The sequence below is a fragment of the Streptomyces sp. NPDC127114 genome (assembly GCF_042677525.1).
Classification (GTDB): Bacteria; Actinomycetota; Actinomycetes; order Streptomycetales; family Streptomycetaceae; genus Streptomyces.
In genome coordinates this window covers 93,886-111,279 of sequence record NZ_JBHXTJ010000025.1, presented here as the reverse complement: position 1 = coordinate 111,279, position 17,394 = coordinate 93,886, and the positions used below count along the sequence as shown (strand labels likewise).

The window sequence follows — 17,394 nt, the reverse complement described above, 5'->3', positions numbered from 1 at the left end:
AAAAAACAACCCGACCACAACCAACCACACACCCCCCCCCCCCACAGCCAACCCAATCCTCGTTTCTACTGGTTTTTTTAAAAATAAAAAACATCGACCGTGAAACGGCGGGAACCGCGTCAGTTGCCCTGGGCCGCCCACCACTCCTTGAGCGCGGCAACGGCGGCGTCGTGCTCCATCGGCCCGTTCTCCAGCCGCAGCTCCAGCAGGAACTTGTAGGCCTGGCCGACCGCCGGCCCGGGACGGATGCCCAGGATCTCCTGGATCTCGTTCCCGTCGAGGTCCGGGCGGATCGAGTCCAGCTCCTCCTGCTCCTGCAGCTTGGCGATGCGCTCCTCCAGGCCGTCGTAGGCGCGGGAGAGCGCGGCGGCCTTGCGCTTGTTGCGCGTGGTGCAGTCGGAGCGGGTCAGCTTGTGGAGCCGCGAGAGCAGCGGTCCGGCGTCCCGCACATAGCGACGGACGGCCGAGTCGGTCCACTCGCCCGTGCCATAGCCATGGAACCGCAGATGCAGCTCCACGAGACGCGAGACGTCCTTGATCATCTCGTTGGAGTACTTGAGCGCGGTCATGCGCTTCTTGGTCATCTTCGCGCCGACCACCTCGTGGTGGTGGAAGGAGACCCGGCCGTCCTTCTCGAAGCGACGGGTACGCGGCTTGCCGATGTCATGGAGCAGTGCCGCGAGACGCAGCACGAGGTCGGGCCCGTCCTCCTCCAGGTCGATGGCCTGGTCGAGCACGGTGAGCGAGTGCTCGTAGACGTCCTTGTGCCGGTGGTGCTCGTCGCTCTCCAGCCGCAGCGAGGGAAGCTCGGGCAGCACATGGGCGGCGAGACCCGTGTCGACGAGGAGGCCGAGACCCTTGCGGGGGTGAGCCGAGAGCAGAAGCTTGTTGAACTCCTCACGGATGCGCTCGGCAGAGACGATCTCCAGCCGGCCGGCCATCTCCGTCATGGCCGTGACGACCTCGGGGGCCACCTCGAAGTCCAGCTGTGCGGCAAAGCGTGCGGCCCGCATCATGCGCAGCGGGTCGTCGGAGAAGGACTCCTCCGGCGTTCCCGGGGTGCGCAGCACCATCTCGGCAAGGTCCTCGAGCCCGCCGTGCGGGTCGATGAACTCCTTCTCGGGCAGGGCGACCGCCATGGCGTTGACGGTGAAGTCACGCCGGACCAGGTCCTCCTCGATGGAGTCTCCGTACGAGACCTCGGGCTTGCGCGAGGTGCGGTCGTACGCCTCGGAGCGATAGGTGGTGACCTCGACCTGGAAGTGCTGAACGGCGTCTCCGACACGGGCGCTCTTCTGGCAGCCGACGGTGCCGAAGGCGATGCCGACCTCCCAGACGGCGTCGGCCCAGGGACGGACGATCTTCAGTACGTCCTCGGGACGGGCGTCGGTGGTGAAGTCCAGGTCGTTGCCGAGACGGCCGAGGAGGGCGTCGCGTACCGATCCGCCGACCAGCGCGAGGCGGAACCCGGCCTCCTGGAAACGGCGGGCGAGGTCGTCGGCGACAGGGGACACACGCAGTAGTTCACTGACCGCGCGGCGTTGCACCTGGCTCAGGGCAGGCGTGGTGTCTTCGTTGGCGTTCGGCACAACAGAAAAGGGTACGTGCCCCGGCTCACCGCATCGTCCCCGTTTTCCCGGGACCCTGCGCCCATCAGCTGGAGCAGTCCCCGGCACTTGGCCCCCGCGTGCCTCGTTACCATGCCTGGACACAGCAACCGGGAACCAGCGACACCACTGACACCCAGACAACGACGAGGACGGGCGACGCGTGGCCGAGGCGGCAGCTATCCAGGGGACCCTTCCCTCACCTGCCCGCCGCTGGCTGCGGCGTACGGCCTCACTCGCCGTCGCCGCCCCGTTGCTGGGCGGATTCCTTCCGGGCCTGGCCGCCCCCACGGCGGCGGCCGCCGAGAGCGCGAAGCGCGCCGGGACCGTGGACGTGGCGCTCGACACGCTGACTCCCAGTGCCCCCGTGGAAGGCGACACGCTCACCATCACGGGAACGGTCACCAACGAGAGCAAGCAGGCCGTGACCGATGCCACGGTCGATCTGCGCGTCGGTCCCCAGATGACCAGCCGCAGCGAGATCGACGAGGTCTCCGGTCGCCGCACCTACCGGGACGGGCGCGACCCCGCTCCCCTCGGCGGGGCCTACACCGTCAAGATCCCCGAGCTGGGAGCCGGCCTGAGCAGGGAGTTCACGCTCTCCGTGCCGGTCTCCAAACTCGGCCTGGACGACGCCGGCGTCTATCAGCTCGGCGTCTCCCTCTCCGGAGAGACGGCGGGCCAGTCCTACCAGCGGGTGCTGGGCATCGAACGGACGCTGCTGCCCTACCAGCCCGAGGCCACCGACAAGAAGACGCAGCTCACCTATCTGTGGCCGCTGATCTCCACCTCCCATGTCTCCGCCGAGACGGGCGCGGACCAGCAGCAGACCCCCGTCTTCGAGAACGACGACCTGGCCGCCGAGCTCGCGCCCGGCGGCCGACTGCACGAGATGGTCTCGCTCGGCAGGAACCTGCCCGTCACCTGGGTGATCGACCCGGACCTGCTGGCGAGCGTCGCTGCCATGACCGAGCCGTACATGATCAAGAGCGGGACGACCGAGGTCGCCGGGAAGAACCAGGCCGTCGCCGAGCGCTGGCTGAACGACCTGGAGAAGGCCGTGCAGAGCCGCAAGGTGGTCGCCCTGCCGTTCGCCGACCCCGATCTGGCCTCGCTGGCCCACCACGGCAAGGACGTGCCGGGCTCCCTCAGCCACCTCCAGCAGGCGACGGCGCTGGCGTCGTCCACCGTGGAGACCGTCCTCCACGTGAAGCCGTCCACCGACTTCTCGTGGCCCGTCGACGGTGCCGTCGACCCCTCGATCATGGCGGTCGCCACCTCCGCCGGCGCGCACAACGTGATCGCCCGCAGTGACAGCTTCCGCGACGACCTCTCGTACACGCCGACCTCGGCCCGCCCCATCGGTGGCGGCACGACCGCCGTGGTCAGCGACGCCGGACTGTCCAAGGCCTTCCAGGGCGAGATGATCAGGGCCGAGGACGCCACCCTGGCCGTCCAGCAGTTCCTCGCCCAGTCGCTCGCGATCACCCTGGAGCTGCCCGAGGACCAGCGCAGTGTCGTGGTCGCGCCGCAGCGCATGCCCAGCACCGCCGAGGCCCAGAGCATGGCGAAGGCCCTCGAAGCGCTCAACGCCAAGCGCTGGACCGAGCCGCTCGACCTGACGGCCGCCGCGACCCAGTCCGACCCCGAGGCGTCCAAGCGGGTGCCGAGCAGCGCGTCCTACCCGAAGAGGCTGCGCGAGCAGGAACTGAGCGCGGGCGCCTTCCGGCAGATGAAGGAGACCGGCGACCAGCTGGACGACTTCAAGGTCATCCTGACCGCCGCCGACCGCGTCGTGCCTCCCTTCACCAACGCGATCAGCCGCGAGATGTCGACCTCGTGGCGCGGCGAACCGGCGTCGGCGGCCCTCTACCGCAAGGAGGTCCAGGACTACCTCCTGAGCCTCACGCAGGAGGTCCAGCTGATCGAGAAGTCGGACCTCACGCTGTCGGGCCGCAGCGCCACCATCCCGGTCACCGTGCAGAACCGGCTGCTGCAGGGCGTGGACCACCTGGTCCTCAAGCTGAAGTCCAGCAACAAGACGCGTCTGGACCTGGACGTCAACGGTGAGGCCACGCGGCCGGTGAAGGTCGACGGCGGCCACAGCCAGTCGGTGAAGTTCGACGCCTCGGCCAACGCGAACGGTCCGGTCACGATGACGGCCCAGCTCTACACCGAGGACGGCACGCCCTACGGCGAGCCGATGACCTTCACCGTGAAGGTCTCCGAGATCACGCCGACGGTGATGCTCGTCATCGCGGGCGGTGTGCTGCTGCTCGTCCTCGCCGGCGTCCGGATGTACAGCCAGCGCAAGCGCGCAGCCGCCCGGAACGCGGCGGAGGAGGCCTCGGAGGATGACGCCGGACCGACGGCCGAGACCGAGACCGAGACCGGCCCGGAAGCCGACGCGGAAGCGGAAGCGGAATCCGAGCAGCCGAGTGACCCGACACCGGACACCGGGTCGGAAAGCGGTGACCCGTCGGGCACGGGTGAGAAAGTGGACCGTTGAGCGATGTCGTGGCCGGTCGGCCGGGGACGATGAGGTGGGGTAACCATGAACGCGCCGTACGACGGTGACCGCGGGCAGGGCACGGGCGGTCCCGCGCCGTCCGGTGGAACGCCCGCCGCACCCGGTCCTGCGCCGGTGCCGCCGCCACAGGCCGGCCCGGACCCGTTCGCACCGGACCAGCAGAATCCGTACGCCCAGGACCCGTACGTCCAGGACGCCTACGCCCACGACCCCTACCAGGCGCGTGATCTCTCCGCCCAGGACCCGGTGAGCGAGGCGCTCTACGATCGTGCCGCGCATCCGCCGCCCCCGCCGGGCACCTACGCGGAGCCGCAGCCCCTCTACCAGCAGCCGGCCGCGCCCCAGCACGCCCCGGACCCCCGGGTCTGGGCCCAGACCCCTGCCCCCGAGCCGGACGGCCCGTCCCGCCACCTGCCGTACGGCGACGACGCCCGTACGGTCCAGTTCACCGGCGTCGACGACCTGGTGACGCGGGCGGGGGAGGAGCAGCCGGAGCCCGACGCGTTCGCGCACCTCTACCGGGACCAGCAGACGCCCGGCCAGGTGCCGCCGCCCTCTCCGGAGCCGAATCCCATGCCCGCGCCCGCCCCGAAGAAGGCCGGCCGTGCCTCCGGGCTGCTCAAGTCGAGCGCCGTGATGGCGGCCGGCACCCTCGTCTCGCGGCTGACCGGCTTCGTCCGCAGCCTGGTGATCACCGGTGCCCTCGGCGCCGCACTCCTCGGTGACACCTTCACCGTCGCGTACACCCTGCCGACGATGATCTACATCCTCACCGTCGGCGGCGGTCTCAACTCGGTCTTCGTGCCGCAGCTGGTCCGCTCCATGAAGAACGACGAGGACGGCGGCGAGGCATACGCCAACCGTCTGCTGACCCTCGTCATGGTCGCGCTCGGAGCGATCGTCGCCATCGCCGTGTTCGCCGCCCCGCTGCTGATCCGGCTGATGTCCAACACCATCGCCGACGACGCGGCGGCCAACAGCGTCGCCGTCACCTTCGCCCGCTACTGCCTGCCCACGATCTTCTTCATGGGTGTCCACGTGGTGATGGGTCAGATCCTCAACGCGCGTGGGAAGTTCGGCGCGATGATGTGGACCCCGGTCCTCAACAACATCGTCATGATCGCCACGTTCGGCCTGTTCATCTGGGTCTACGGCACCTCCGCCGAATCCCACATGGGCGTCCAGACGATCCCCGACGAGGGCATCCGGCTCCTGGGCGTCGGCACCCTGCTCGGACTCGCCGTCCAGGCCCTGGCGATGATCCCGTATCTGCGCGAGACCGGTTTCCGCTTCCGTCCCCGCTTCGACTGGAAGGGCCACGGTCTCGGCAAGACCGTCAAGCTGGCCAAGTGGACCGTGCTGTTCGTGCTCGCCAACCAGGCCGGTGTCCTGGTCGTCACCCAGCTCGCCACCGCAGCGGGTGAGGAGTCCGGCAAGAACGGCGCCGGCTTCCTGGCCTACTCCAACGCCCAGTTGATCTGGGGCATGCCGCAGGCCATCATCACCGTCTCGGTCATGGCCGCGCTGCTGCCGCGCATCTCGCGCGCCGCCTCCGACGACGACCCGGGCGCCGTCCGCGACGACATCTCGCAGGGCCTGCGCAACTCGGCCGTCGCGATCGTGCCGGTCTCCTTCGCGTTCCTGGCGCTCGGCGTCCCCATGTGCACGCTGCTCTACGCCTCCAGCGGCGTCGAGGCCGCGCAGGGCATGGGCTTCATCCTGATGGCCTTCGGCCTCGGCCTGATTCCCTACTCCGTCCAGTACGTCGTGCTCCGCGGCTTCTACGCGTACGAGGACACGCGGACGCCCTTCTACAACACCGTCATCGTCGCCGCCGTCAACGCGGCCGCCTCCGCCGTCTGTTACGTGCTGCTGCCCGCCCAGTGGGCCGTCGTCGGCATGGCCGCCTCCTACGGCCTGGCGTACGCGGTCGGCGTGGGCGTCGCCTGGCGCCGGCTGCGCAACCGCCTCGGCGGCGACCTGGACGGCGCCCATGTGCTGCGTACCTACGCCCGCCTGTGCCTGGCCTCGCTGCCCGCGGCGATCGTCGCCGGAGCGGCCGGCTTCGGTCTTCTGAAGCTGCTCGGCGAGGGCGCCCTGGGCTCGCTCGTCGCCCTGGTCGTCGGCGGCGCGGTTCTGCTGGGAGTCTTCTTCGTCGCGGCCCGGCGCATGCGGATCGCGGAGCTCAACTCGATGGTCGGTATGGTCCGCGGGCGTCTTGGCCGCTGATCAGGCGCTGATCGGCGCCGGGCGCGCGGGGTTCGCACAACCATCGCCTGCCGACGCGTGTCGTGCATAGCGCCGGACTGTGGGCACAATTGGCATGGCTGCTGGATGTGGCGCAACGGATGGGGAGGCAGGAACGACGGTGGCGGAACGTAGCACGGCTGCCGTCGACGTGGCCGACAACAGCGGTGACGACCCGCTGACCGCCAAGGCGGACAAGGCCGCGACCGACGGGGTGGCGGAAGCGCAGAAGAAGGCGGCCACGTCCGCCGAGGCCACGGAGAGCAAGGCGGGCGAACGGAAGAACGGCGAACAGCCTTCCATCACGGCACCAGAGCTGCACAGCGGCCACAAGCTGGCGAGACGGTACCGGCTGGAGGAGTGCGTCACCCGACTGGACGGATTCAGCAGCTGGCGTGCCGTCGACGAGAAACTGCGCCGCGCCGTCGGCGTTCACATCCTGCCCGCCGACCACTCCCGCGCCCGCTCCGTGCTGGCCGCCGCGCGCTCCGCGGCGCTGCTCGGCGACCCCCGCTTCGTGCAGGTCCTCGACGCCGTCGAGGAGAACGACCTCGTGTACGTGGTGCACGAGTGGCTGCCCGACTCCACCGAGCTGACCGCGCTGCTGGCTGCCGGCCCCATGGAGCCGCACGACGCCTACCAGCTCGTCAGCCAGGTCTCCCAGGCCATGGCCGCCGCCCACCGCGAGGGCCTCTCCCACCTCCGGCTCACTCCGAGCGCCGTGCTGCGCAGCTCGACCGGCCAGTACCGCATCCGCGGGCTCGCCGTGAACGCCGCCCTGCGCGGCATCAGCGCCGAGCGCCCGCAGCGCACGGACACCGAGGCGATCGGTGCCCTGCTCTACGCGGCACTCACCCAGCGCTGGCCGTACGAGAACGACGCCTACGGCCTCTCCGGGCTGCCCAAGGGCGTCGGGCTGCTCGCCCCCGACCAGGTCCGCGCGGGCGTCCACCGGGGCCTGTCGGAGATCGCCATGCGCGCCCTGGCGAACGACGGGGCCACCGCCTCGCGCCAGGAACCGCCCTGCACCACGCCCGACGAGCTCGCCAAGGCCGTCGCCGCGATGCCGCGCATCCGCCCGCCGGAGCCGGAGTTCCCGCTTCCCGCCCCGCCGGAGTACCAGCGCACCACCTACCAGCAGGGCACGTACGGCCGGCCCCAGCCGCGCCCCGCGGCCACCCAGCCGATCGTGGTCCCGCCGCCTCCGCTGCAGAGCCGTGCCGGCAAGGCGCTCAAGTGGGCCGTCTCGGCCCTGCTGATCGCCGCCCTGGGTCTGGGCAGCTGGCAGATCGCGGACCGGCTCCTCGACCAGGACAAGGGCACGGACACGCCGCAGAACACGCAGCCGCTGCCGGGCGACGACGAGAAGGAGCCGGCGGCGCAGGGCAAGCCGGTCACGATCGTCGGTGCGTACGACTTCGACCCGGAGGGCGACGGCACCGAGAACCACGACCAGATAAAGAACGCCTACGACGGCAACCCGGGCACCACGTGGAAGACCATGCGGTACGACGGGTACTCGAAGTTCGGCAACCTGAAGCAGGGCGTCGGGATCATCCTCGATCTCGGTACGGTCCAGCAGGTCGCCAAGGTCGAGGTCACCTTCCAGGGTTCGACGTCCGTCGAGCTGAGGACGGCCCCCGAAAACGCGTCCGTGCGCCCGGACCAGCCCGGCGGCTACGCCACCCAGGCCTCGGGATCCGGCACTCAGGTGCCCCTCCAGCCCGCGAAGCCGGTGAAGACGCGCTACGTTCTGGTCTGGCTGACCGATCTGCCGAGAGGCGGAGGCGGTTACCGGGGCGAGATCTCGGACATCAGGATCACCAGCTGACGCCACACCCGGGGGGAGGGGCTCACCGTTGGACGACGCCATACGCGACGAGCGCAGCGACCAGGAACTGCTGGCCTGCCATGTGGCCGGCGATCAGGACGCCTTCGGCGAGCTCGTACGGCGCCACCGCGACCGGCTGTGGGCGGTGGCGCTGAGGACGCTCGGCGACCGCGAGGAGGCCGCTGACGCCGTCCAGGACGCCCTCGTGTCGGCCTTCCGGGCCGCCCACACCTTCCGGGGCCAGTCGGCCGTCACGACGTGGCTGCACCGCATCACGGTGAACGCCTGTCTCGACCGGGCCCGCAAGGCCGCCTCGCGACGGACCTCGCCCGTGGACGACACCGACCGCTTCGAGCAGCTCCTCGAACCGGTCGAGTCGGCCGAGGCGCCCGCCGAGCGCCAGGACCTCCACCGGCAGCTCCTGGCCGCCCTCGCCACGCTTCCCACGGAACAACGGGCCGCCCTCGTCCTCGTCGACATGCAGGGATACCCCGTCGCCGAGGCCGCTCATATCCTCGATGTCCCCACCGGAACCGTGAAGAGCCGCTGTGCGCGCGGGCGGGCCAGACTGCTGCCGATGCTCACTCATCTGCGCGGGGACACGGTGGGTAACGAGAGCCCGGACCGGGGAAGGAACCGGACGCCGGGGGCATCCGTCCCACCGGTGCCGGGACCGACGGATACCGGACCGAGCAACCCAGCGGCTGTGAAGGGCGGAGGTGGACGCGCGTGACTTCCACGGCCGACACGACTCAGCACCCGGACGTCTCGGAGATCTCCGACCTCACCGAGGGGCTGCTCTCGCCGTCCCGCAGCGCCGCGGTGCGGCTGCACCTCGACGCCTGTCCCCTGTGCGCCGACGTGCGGGCCTCCCTGGAGGAGATCCGAGGGCTCCTGGGCACGCTGCCCGGCCCGCCGCGGATGCCCGCCGATATCGCCGGACGGATCGACGCGGCACTCGCTGCCGAAGCGCTGCTGAGCGCGACCGCTCCTGAGGCCGACGCGCATGTTTCACGTGAAACATCGCCCAGCCGCCCCGCACCGGCGGCGCCCGCCGGCGGCCGGCCCGCCGGACGGTCCTCCGCCGCCTCCGGCCCCGGTCGTCCCCGCAAAAACCGTCGCCGCCGGGTCGCGGCCCTCGGTGCCGTCTTCGGTGCCGCCGCCCTGGGGCTGAGCCTGTTCTTCGTCCAGTCGGGTGCGCTGAACCTCGGCGGAGCCGACACGAAGACCGGCAAGCAGTCCGACGTCGCGGTCAGCGCGGCGGACGGTGCCCGCTTCGACGGCGAGCCGGTGACGACCACCGTGCACGCGCTGCTCCAGCAGAACGCCACCTTCAAGGCTCCCCAGGAACAGAGCTCCGCTCCCGAATCCCTCACCGCCGAAGGCACCGACGGCGGACAGAAGCGGTCGCTGCCCAGCGCAGTGCCCGACTGCGTCAAGGCCGGTACGGGACGCACCGACGCGGTCCTCGCGTTCCAGCAGGGCGACTTCCAGGGCACTTCCGCCTACCTCCTCGTCCTTCCCGACACCTCCGACAGCACACGCGTCCAGGCCTATGTCGTGGACGCCTCCTGCGCCGCCCGTGGCGGGAACACCAAGGGCGAAGTCCTCCTTCAGGAGTCCGTTCCGCGCTCGTGAGCGTGTGCGTCGTGCCGAGCGGCCGTCCCGGGAATGCATGCCCCGTAGGATCGGTTGGGTGGGGTGAGAGTGACCGATCCGACCGCCCCCGTAGGCAGTAGGCAGCAGTCTGCAGAGACGAGGAAGAAACCCGTGAGCGACGTCCGTAACGTGATCATCATCGGCTCCGGGCCCGCGGGCTACACCGCCGCCCTCTACACGGCCCGCGCCTCGCTGAAGCCGCTGGTCTTCGAGGGAGCCGTCACCGCCGGTGGCGCCCTGATGAACACGACCGAGGTGGAGAACTTCCCCGGCTTCCGCGACGGCATCATGGGCCCGGACCTGATGGACAACATGCGTGCCCAGGCGGAGCGTTTCGGCGCCGAGCTCGTGCCGGACGACATCGTCGCCGTGGACCTCACGGGGGAGATCAAGACCGTCACGGACACCGCCGGCACCGTGTACCGCGCCAAGGCCGTGATCGTCACCACCGGCTCCCAGCACCGCAAGCTCGGCCTGCCGAACGAGGACACCCTCTCCGGCCGCGGTGTCTCCTGGTGCGCCACCTGCGACGGCTTCTTCTTCAGGGACCAGGACATCGCCGTGGTCGGCGGCGGCGACACCGCGATGGAGGAGGCCACCTTCCTCTCGCGCTTCGCCAAGTCGGTCACCATCGTCCACCGCCGTGACTCGCTGCGTGCCTCCAAGGCGATGCAGGAGCGCGCCTTCGCCGACCCGAAGATCAAGTTCGCCTGGGACAGCGAGGTCGCCGAGATCCACGGCGAGCAGAAGCTCACCGGTCTGACCCTGCGCAACACCAAGACGGGCGAGACCAGCGAGCTCCCCGTCACGGGCCTCTTCATCGCCGTCGGCCACGACCCGCGCACCGAGCTCTTCAAGGGCCAGCTGGAGCTGGACGCGGAGGGCTACCTGAAGGTCGACGCCCCGTCCACGCGCACCAACCTCACGGGTGTCTTCGGCGCCGGCGACGTCGTCGACCACACCTACCGCCAGGCGATCACCGCCGCCGGCACCGGCTGCTCCGCCGCGCTCGACGCCGAGCGCTTCCTGGCCGCTCTCTCCGACAGCGAGAAGCTCGCCGAGACCCCCGCGGTCTGACCCCTACGCCTTCCTCTCCCCACACCCCACCAACCGAAGGAGGACGCCGTGGCCGGCGCCACCGTTATCGCTACCGACGCTGACTTCGAGGAGAAGGTCCTCAAGAGCGAGAAGCCCGTTCTCGTGGACTTCTGGGCCGAGTGGTGCGGCCCGTGCCGCCAGATCGCCCCGTCGCTCGAGGCCATCGCCGCCGAGCACGACGAGATCACCATCGTGAAGCTCAACATCGACGAGAACCCGGCCACCGCTGCCAAGTACGGCGTCATGTCCATCCCGACGCTGAACGTCTACAAGGACGGCGAGGTCGTGAAGACGATCGTCGGCGCCAAGCCGAAGGCCGCGCTCCTGCGCGACCTTGAGGGCTTCGTCGAGCCGAAGGCCTGACGCCCGTCTCAAGGCATCCGCTGTTTCACGTGAAACAGCAGCGGCCCGCCCCCTTCCGAGGGGGCGGGCCGCTGTCGTTCTGTCAGAGCGGGCGCAGCACCGGCTCCTTCTGCACGGCTCCCAGGAGCCGGTCGAGAGCCATCTCGACGTCCTCCTTCCAGGAGAGCGTCGTCCTCAACTCCAGCCGAAGCCGGGGAAAGCTCGGGTGCGGCCGTACGGTCTTGAAACCCACGGCAAGCAGATGGTCGGCGGGGAGCACACAGGCCGGCTCCTTCCAGCGGGTGTCACCGAAGGCCTCGATCGCCCTGAAGCCCCGCCTCAACAGGTCCTTCGCGACGGTCTGCACCATCGTCCTGCCGAGCCCCTGCCCCTGGTACCCGGGCATGATCCACGCCGTCATCAGCTGCACGGCATCTGCGGCGACCGGGCTCGTGGGAAAGGCCATGGACCGGGGCACGTACGCCGGAGGCGCGTAGAGCACGAACCCGACGGGCACCTCGTCGACATAGACCACCCGGCCGCAGGAGCCCCACTCCAGGAGCACCGCCGAGATCCAGGCTTCCTTCTCCAACTCGGGGCGGCCGGCCTTCACGGCGGCTTCGCCACTCACCGGATCCAGCTCCCAGAAGACACAGGAGCGACAACGCTTGGGGAGATCCGGAAGGTTGTCCAGCGTGAGCGGTACGAGCCGACGCCCCACGGCTGCTCCTCGTTTCCCTCGGCAATCGCCGTACGAATACGCCTCTCAGAATCGTAACGAGGGGCCCATCGGGGCGATACCGCAGACAGGCAAAGGGCGGAGCGTGTTCCGGTGAACGCCGGAACACGCTCCGCCCTGAGGACGAAGAAGAGGAGCCTCAGCCCTCGGAGCCCTGCCCGTCCTCGGCGTCCTGAGCTGCCGATCCCTGATCCAGGACGCGGCCCTCGCCCGGAGCCAGCGTCGCGAGGATCCGCTCCAGATCCTCCATCGAGGCGAACTCGACGGTGATCTTGCCCTTCTTCTGGCCCAGGTCGACCTTCACCCGGGTCTCGAAGCGGTCGGAGAGCCGGGTCGCCAGATCACGCAGCGCCGGAGAGACCCGGGCACCCGCGCGCGGCCCCTTGGCCTTGACCGGAGACGAGGGCTCCGAGCCCATGAGCGTGACGATCTCCTCCACGGCCCGCACCGAGAGGCCCTCGGCCACGATCCGGTAGGCGAGCTTGTCCTGAACCTCCGCGTCTTCCACGGAGAGCAGGGCACGGGCGTGCCCGGCCGACAGGACACCGGCAGCAACCCGACGCTGCACGGGCGGCGAGAGGCGCAGCAGTCGCAGCGTGTTGGAGACCTGCGGGCGCGAGCGACCGATGCGGTCGGCCAGCTGGTCATGGGTGCAGTTGAAGTCCTTCAGGAGCTGGTCGTAGGCGGCGGCCTCTTCCAGCGGGTTCAGCTGCGCCCGGTGCAGGTTCTCCAGGAGGGCGTCCAGCAGCAGCTTCTCGTCCTCGGTGGCACGGACGATGGCGGGAATCCGCTCCAGGCCGGCCTCACGGCAGGCCCGCCACCGGCGCTCGCCCATGATGAGCTCGTAGCGCTCCGGACCCAGCTGACGCACGACCACGGGCTGGAGCAGACCCACCTCCTTGATGGAGGTGATCAGCTCGGCCAGGGCGTCCTCGTCGAACACCTCACGCGGCTGGCGCGGGTTGGGAGTGATGGAGTCCAGCGGCAGCTCGGCGAAGTGCGCCCCGGCGACGGTCTCCGGCATCGGCTCGGGCTCGACCACCGGAACCACGGACTCCGGAGACTGCGGGCTCGCCGGAAGAGTCGCCAGCTTCGCCGCGGCCACACCCCGCTCCGTACCGAGAGCCGGAATGGCCCCGGGAGAAGCCGCGGCCGGGACGGAGCCCACCCCGACAGCCGGCGCCGGTCGCTCCTGGGGAGCAGCGGGGATCAGCGCACCGAGCCCACGCCCCAGCCCCCTACGTCGCTCACTCACTGGATCCCCTCCGACATTCGCTGGCTGTTCTGGTGACCCATCGGAGGCTGTCCTCCATGGGCCTGGCTGGCGTCGTAACCGACATCGACCCCACGCAGGGCGATCTCGCGCGCCGCTTCGAGATACGACAGGGCACCGCTGGAGCCCGGATCGTAGGTGAGCACGGTCTGTCCGTAGCTCGGTGCCTCCGAGATGCGTACGGACCTCGGGATGCTGGTCCGCAGGACCTCCTCGCCGAAGTGGCTGCGCACCTCGTCGGCCACCTGAGAGGCGAGCCGGGTGCGGCCGTCGTACATGGTGAGGAGGATCGTCGAGACGTGCAGGGCGGGGTTGAGATGGCCCCTGACCAGATCGACGTTCCGCAGCAGCTGGCCCAGTCCCTCCAGCGCGTAGTACTCGCACTGGATAGGGATCAGGACCTCGGCGCCGGCCACGAGGGCGTTGACCGTCAGCAGACCGAGCGAGGGCGGGCAGTCGATCAGGATGTAGTCGAGCGGCTGCTCGTAGGCCTGGATCGCTCGCTGCAGCCGGCTCTCGCGCGCCACCAGCGAGACCAGCTCGATCTCGGCACCGGCGAGGTCGATGGTGGCGGGGGCGCAGAAAAGGCCCTCGACATCCCGCACCGGCTGGACGACCTCGGCGAGCGGGCGGCTCTCCACCAGCACGTCGTAGATCGAGGGCACCTCGGCGTGGTGGTCGATGCCGAGCGCCGTCGAGGCATTGCCCTGCGGGTCGAGGTCGACGACCAGGACACGCGCACCGTGCAGGGCCAGCGAGGCGGCAAGGTTGACCGTCGTGGTCGTCTTGCCCACGCCGCCCTTCTGGTTGGCGACCACCATCACGCGGGTCTGGGCAGGCCGAGGAAGTCCCTCACCGGCACGACCCAGCGCCTCTACGGCCAGCTGGGCAGCACGACCGATGGGGGTGTCGTCCATCGGAGGCGGTGTTTCACGTGAAACATCCATCCCTACCGATTCGGTTCGGGGACCGGGGACCGGATCGGTCATCGGTCCCGCGATGTTGGCGTCGGACCGCAAGGATTCACTCTCCTCGGCTTCAGGCTCGCGATGAACAGAGCCTGCCATGCTTTCGGGGTCGTGAACCAGCGAGGCCCGTGGTTCTGTGGATGAATCCACCTCTGTGGACAACCCCCTCACCCTCACGGGGGGCTTCACGGGCGGCTTGCGGTCCCAGGGCGTGGCGGCCGCGCGGCCGCGGCTGATGATCCCCTGCAGCAGTGAGCGACGTTTCACGTGAAACACGATGCACGCGCCGCAGGGCCGGGACCGCTCGACACTCCGAAATCTGTACGTATCGCAGCTTGTACGGATCAGCGGGCAGGGATCACCCGCAGAGGATCACTGTCGGAAAGGTCTCAGCGGCGCCGGCGGGGCTGCCTGGCCGACCGGGCGGCCTTGGCACGCTTGGCGGCGAACCTCACACCACCGGGGCTCTCGCCGACCTCGACCCGGACGACCGTGGTCATCGGATCGACGATGCCCTCGCCCACGTGAAGCACCGACGCCTCCACCACACCGAGCTTGGAGAGCGCGGCACGAGCACCGTTGATCTCCTCCTCGGCCGTGTCGCCCTTGAGGGCGAGCATCTCGCCGTAAGGACGGAGCAGCGGCACGCCCCAGCCGGCCAGCCGGTCGAGCGGCGCCACGGCGCGGGCGGTCACGACGTGCACGGACGGCAGCTTGCCCATCATCTCCTCGGCCCGCCCCCGGACCACGGTCACATGGTCGAGGCCGAGGAGCTCGACGACCTCCTGGAGGAAGGTGGTACGGCGAAGCAGCGGCTCAAGCAGCGTGATCTTCAGATCCGGCCGGACCAGGGCGAGCGGGATGCCCGGCAGACCGGCGCCCGAGCCCACGTCGCACACCGTGACGCCCTCGGGAACGACCTCGGAGAGCACGGCGCAGTTCAGGAGATGGCGCTCCCACAGCCGGGGAACCTCGCGCGGACCGATGAGACCGCGCTTCACCCCGGCGTCCGCCAGGAGCTCCGCATACCGGACCGCCTCCGGGAAGTACTCGCCGAAGACTGTCCGCGCCTGCTCCGGCGCCTGGGGAAGCTCCGCTGCCTCCGTCACGGGGAACCGTCCTTCCGTACCGCATGTGTACCGCGCGAACGCACTGTGTGGCTGACTATCAGGCTGACAAAATTCGGCCCCGCCTGCGAACAGACGGGGCCGACTCTACGTGAGGGTTCAGGCAGGAAGCACGACGACGAAGCGCTGCGGCTCCTCGCCCTCGGACTCGCTGCGCAGACCGGCGGCGGCGACCGCGTCGTGCACGACCTTGCGCTCGAACGGCGTCATGGGGTCGAGCTTCACCGGCTTGCCGGAGGTCTTGACGTCCTCCGCCGCCTTGGCGCCCAGCTCGGCGAGCTCAGTGCGCTTCTTGGCGCGGAAGCCCGCGATGTCGAGCATCAGACGGCTGCGGTCACCGGTCTCCCGGTGCACGGCGAGCCGGGTGAGCTCCTGAAGGGCCTCCAGCACCTCTCCGTCGCGGCCGACCAGCTTCTGCAGGTCACGGCTGCCGGAGTCACTGATGATCGAGACCGAGGCCCGGTCCGCCTCGACGTCCATGTCGATGTCGCCGTCGAGGTCGGCGATGTCGAGCAGGCCCTCGAGGTAATCGGCCGCGATCTCACCCTCCTGCTCCAGGCGGGTCAGGGTGTCGCCACCCTCGGCGGCGGCGGAGGTGGTGCCTTCCGTCACGGATGGACTCCTTCTTGCTTCGTGGAGGCTTACTTCTTGGAGGAGGGGTGCTTGGGCCGCTGCTGACCCTTGCGCTGACCGGACTTAGCCTGGCCCTGGCGGGAGCCTCCGGATTTCGCGCGACTCGGACGCGCCGGCTGGTCGCCCTGGCCCTGGGAACTGGCCTTGGCACCCTTCGCCGGAGACTGCGGCTTCTTCTCCAGCGAGGGAGCCGTCGCCGTGTCGGAGACCGCGTCCTCGGACTCGTCGGACACCTCGGCGTCCTTCGCGTGCTGCTGGGCGGCGGCCTGGCGCTGGGCCTTGGTCTGGCGCTTGGGCTGCTGGCGCCGGGTGGTGCCGGCACCGCCCTCCGCCTCGGCGGTCACGGTGTCGCTCTTGAGCACGGTGCCGTCGGCCTGGGGCGCGAAGCCGGCCTTGGCCAGACCCGCGAAGAAGCGGCGCTCGTTCTCGTTGCGGTCGCTGCCCTTGGCGACGATGACCTTGACGATGTTCTTCCGGCGGCGGCCGCGGACCTCACCGTGGTGGGTGACGCTCTTGAGCAGACGCTGCAGGTAGGCGTCCTGGGCCTTGCTGCCCGGAGTCGGGTTCTGGTTGATCACGTACATCTGCTGGCCCATGGTCCACACGTTGGTGGTCAGCCAGTAGACGAGGACACCGACGGGGAAGTTGATGCCCATGACGGCGAAGATCACCGGGAAGATGTACATGAGCATCTTCTGCTGCTGCATGTACGGGGTCTTCACGGAGAGGTCGACGTTCTTCATCATCAGCTGGCGCTGGGTGAAGAACTGCGAGGCCGACATCAGGATGATCATGACCGCGGTGACGATCCGCACGTCGGTGATCGAGGCGTTGAGCGAAGCGACCTTCTCCGCGCTGTCCGTGAACTTGGCGGCCAGCGGGGCGCCGAAGATGTGCGCCTGACGGGCGCTGTCGAGCAGCGACTGGTTGATGACACCGATCGTCTTGCCCTCGGCGATGTGCGAGAGCACCGAGTACAGGGCGAAGAAGAACGGCGACTGCGCCAGGATGGGAAGGCACGAGGAGAGCGGGTTGGTGCCCGTCTCCTTGTACAGCTTCATCATCTCTTCGGACTGACGCTGCTTGTCGCTCTTGTAGCGCTCCTGGATCGCCTTCATCTTCGGCTGGAGCGCCTGCATGTTCCGCGTCGACTTGATCTGCTTCACGAAGAGCGGGATCAGGCAGATGCGGATCAGCACCACGAGGGACACGATCGACAGGCCCCAGGCCCAGCCCGTGTCAGGGCCGAAGATCGCCCCGTACAGCTTGTGGAACTGGACGATCACCCATGAGACAGGTGTGGTGATGAAGCTGAAAAAATTGGCAATCGTGTCCACTAA

General features: G+C 69.5%; 14 protein-coding genes. 7 read left to right on the top strand and 7 right to left on the bottom strand.

Going from position 1 to position 17,394, the window contains the following annotated elements; all coding sequences use genetic code 11:
• Positions 1 to 119 precede the first annotated feature (119 nt).
• Positions 120 to 1,589 carry a CCA tRNA nucleotidyltransferase gene (locus ACFVGS_RS24310; RefSeq protein ID WP_384417856.1) on the bottom strand — a complete coding sequence of 490 codons (1,470 nt, stop codon included), beginning with the start codon at positions 1,587 to 1,589 and terminating at the stop codon, positions 120 to 122.
• A gap of 181 nt (positions 1,590 to 1,770) precedes the next feature.
• On the opposite strand from ACFVGS_RS24310, the gene ACFVGS_RS24305 reads away from it, so the two are divergent.
• The 7 genes from ACFVGS_RS24305 to trxA all read left to right on the top strand — a co-directional run bounded on the left by ACFVGS_RS24305 (position 1,771) and on the right by trxA (position 11,335).
• Complete coding sequence (locus tag ACFVGS_RS24305; RefSeq protein ID WP_385693625.1) at positions 1,771 to 4,116, top strand: DUF6049 family protein; 2,346 nt, start codon at positions 1,771 to 1,773, stop codon at positions 4,114 to 4,116.
• 45 nt (positions 4,117 to 4,161) lie between these two features.
• Positions 4,162 to 6,366 carry a murein biosynthesis integral membrane protein MurJ gene (gene murJ, locus ACFVGS_RS24300; RefSeq protein WP_385693624.1) on the top strand — a complete coding sequence of 735 codons (2,205 nt, stop codon included), beginning with the start codon at positions 4,162 to 4,164 and terminating at the stop codon, positions 6,364 to 6,366.
• A 139-nt stretch (positions 6,367 to 6,505) separates the two neighbouring features.
• Positions 6,506 to 8,215 carry a serine/threonine protein kinase gene (locus tag ACFVGS_RS24295; RefSeq protein WP_384417865.1) on the top strand — a complete coding sequence of 570 codons (1,710 nt, stop codon included), beginning with the start codon at positions 6,506 to 6,508 and terminating at the stop codon, positions 8,213 to 8,215.
• 28 nt (positions 8,216 to 8,243) lie between these two features.
• On the top strand, positions 8,244 to 8,948 hold the full coding sequence (gene sigM / locus ACFVGS_RS24290; RefSeq protein ID WP_385693623.1) for an RNA polymerase sigma factor SigM: 705 nt from the start codon (positions 8,244 to 8,246) through the stop codon (positions 8,946 to 8,948).
• Positions 8,945 to 9,853, top strand: coding sequence for an anti-sigma factor family protein (locus ACFVGS_RS24285; protein WP_384417871.1), 909 nt, complete (start codon positions 8,945 to 8,947; stop codon positions 9,851 to 9,853). The genes sigM and ACFVGS_RS24285 overlap by 4 nt, the downstream gene beginning before the upstream one ends.
• Positions 9,854 to 9,985: 132 nt before the next feature.
• The gene (gene trxB / locus ACFVGS_RS24280; protein WP_384417874.1) at positions 9,986 to 10,951 is read left to right on the top strand and encodes a thioredoxin-disulfide reductase; all 966 of its coding nucleotides are present in this window, start codon (positions 9,986 to 9,988) and stop codon (positions 10,949 to 10,951) included.
• A gap of 48 nt (positions 10,952 to 10,999) precedes the next feature.
• Positions 11,000 to 11,335 (top strand): thioredoxin, encoded by a 336-nt coding sequence (gene trxA, locus ACFVGS_RS24275; protein WP_384417877.1) that lies wholly within the window; start codon positions 11,000 to 11,002, stop codon positions 11,333 to 11,335.
• Positions 11,336 to 11,417: 82 nt separating this feature from the next.
• On the opposite strand, the gene ACFVGS_RS24270 is transcribed toward trxA, so the two are convergent.
• The 6 genes from ACFVGS_RS24270 to yidC all read right to left on the bottom strand — a co-directional run bounded on the left by ACFVGS_RS24270 (position 11,418) and on the right by yidC (position 17,391).
• Positions 11,418 to 12,035, bottom strand: a complete 618-nt coding sequence (locus ACFVGS_RS24270) for a GNAT family N-acetyltransferase (protein WP_384417880.1) — start codon at positions 12,033 to 12,035, stop codon at positions 11,418 to 11,420.
• A gap of 157 nt (positions 12,036 to 12,192) precedes the next feature.
• Positions 12,193 to 13,308 (bottom strand): ParB/RepB/Spo0J family partition protein, encoded by a 1,116-nt coding sequence (locus tag ACFVGS_RS24265; RefSeq protein ID WP_384417882.1) that lies wholly within the window; start codon positions 13,306 to 13,308, stop codon positions 12,193 to 12,195.
• Complete coding sequence (locus ACFVGS_RS24260; RefSeq protein WP_384418021.1) at positions 13,305 to 14,393, bottom strand: ParA family protein; 1,089 nt, start codon at positions 14,391 to 14,393, stop codon at positions 13,305 to 13,307. Before ACFVGS_RS24260 ends, ACFVGS_RS24265 begins: the two co-directional genes overlap by 4 nt.
• 290 nt (positions 14,394 to 14,683) lie before the next feature.
• The gene (rsmG, locus tag ACFVGS_RS24255; RefSeq protein ID WP_384417885.1) at positions 14,684 to 15,403 is read right to left on the bottom strand and encodes a 16S rRNA (guanine(527)-N(7))-methyltransferase RsmG; all 720 of its coding nucleotides are present in this window, start codon (positions 15,401 to 15,403) and stop codon (positions 14,684 to 14,686) included.
• A 117-nt stretch (positions 15,404 to 15,520) separates the two neighbouring features.
• A complete protein-coding gene (locus ACFVGS_RS24250) occupies positions 15,521 to 16,033 on the bottom strand; it encodes a protein jag (RefSeq protein ID WP_384417888.1) in 513 nt (170 codons plus the stop codon).
• 29 nt (positions 16,034 to 16,062) lie between these two features.
• Positions 16,063 to 17,391, bottom strand: coding sequence for a membrane protein insertase YidC (yidC, locus tag ACFVGS_RS24245; protein ID WP_385693622.1), 1,329 nt, complete (start codon positions 17,389 to 17,391; stop codon positions 16,063 to 16,065).
• Positions 17,392 to 17,394 lie beyond the last annotated feature (3 nt).

Bases quoted from the DNA above. Each gene is read 5' to 3' on its own strand.
- murJ (WP_385693624.1), top strand. From the start codon at position 4,162: ATGAACGCGCCGTACGACGGTGACCGCGGGCAGGGCACGGGCGGTCCC.
- ACFVGS_RS24260 (WP_384418021.1), bottom strand. From the start codon at position 14,393: ATGGCAGGCTCTGTTCATCGCGAGCCTGAAGCCGAGGAGAGTGAATCC.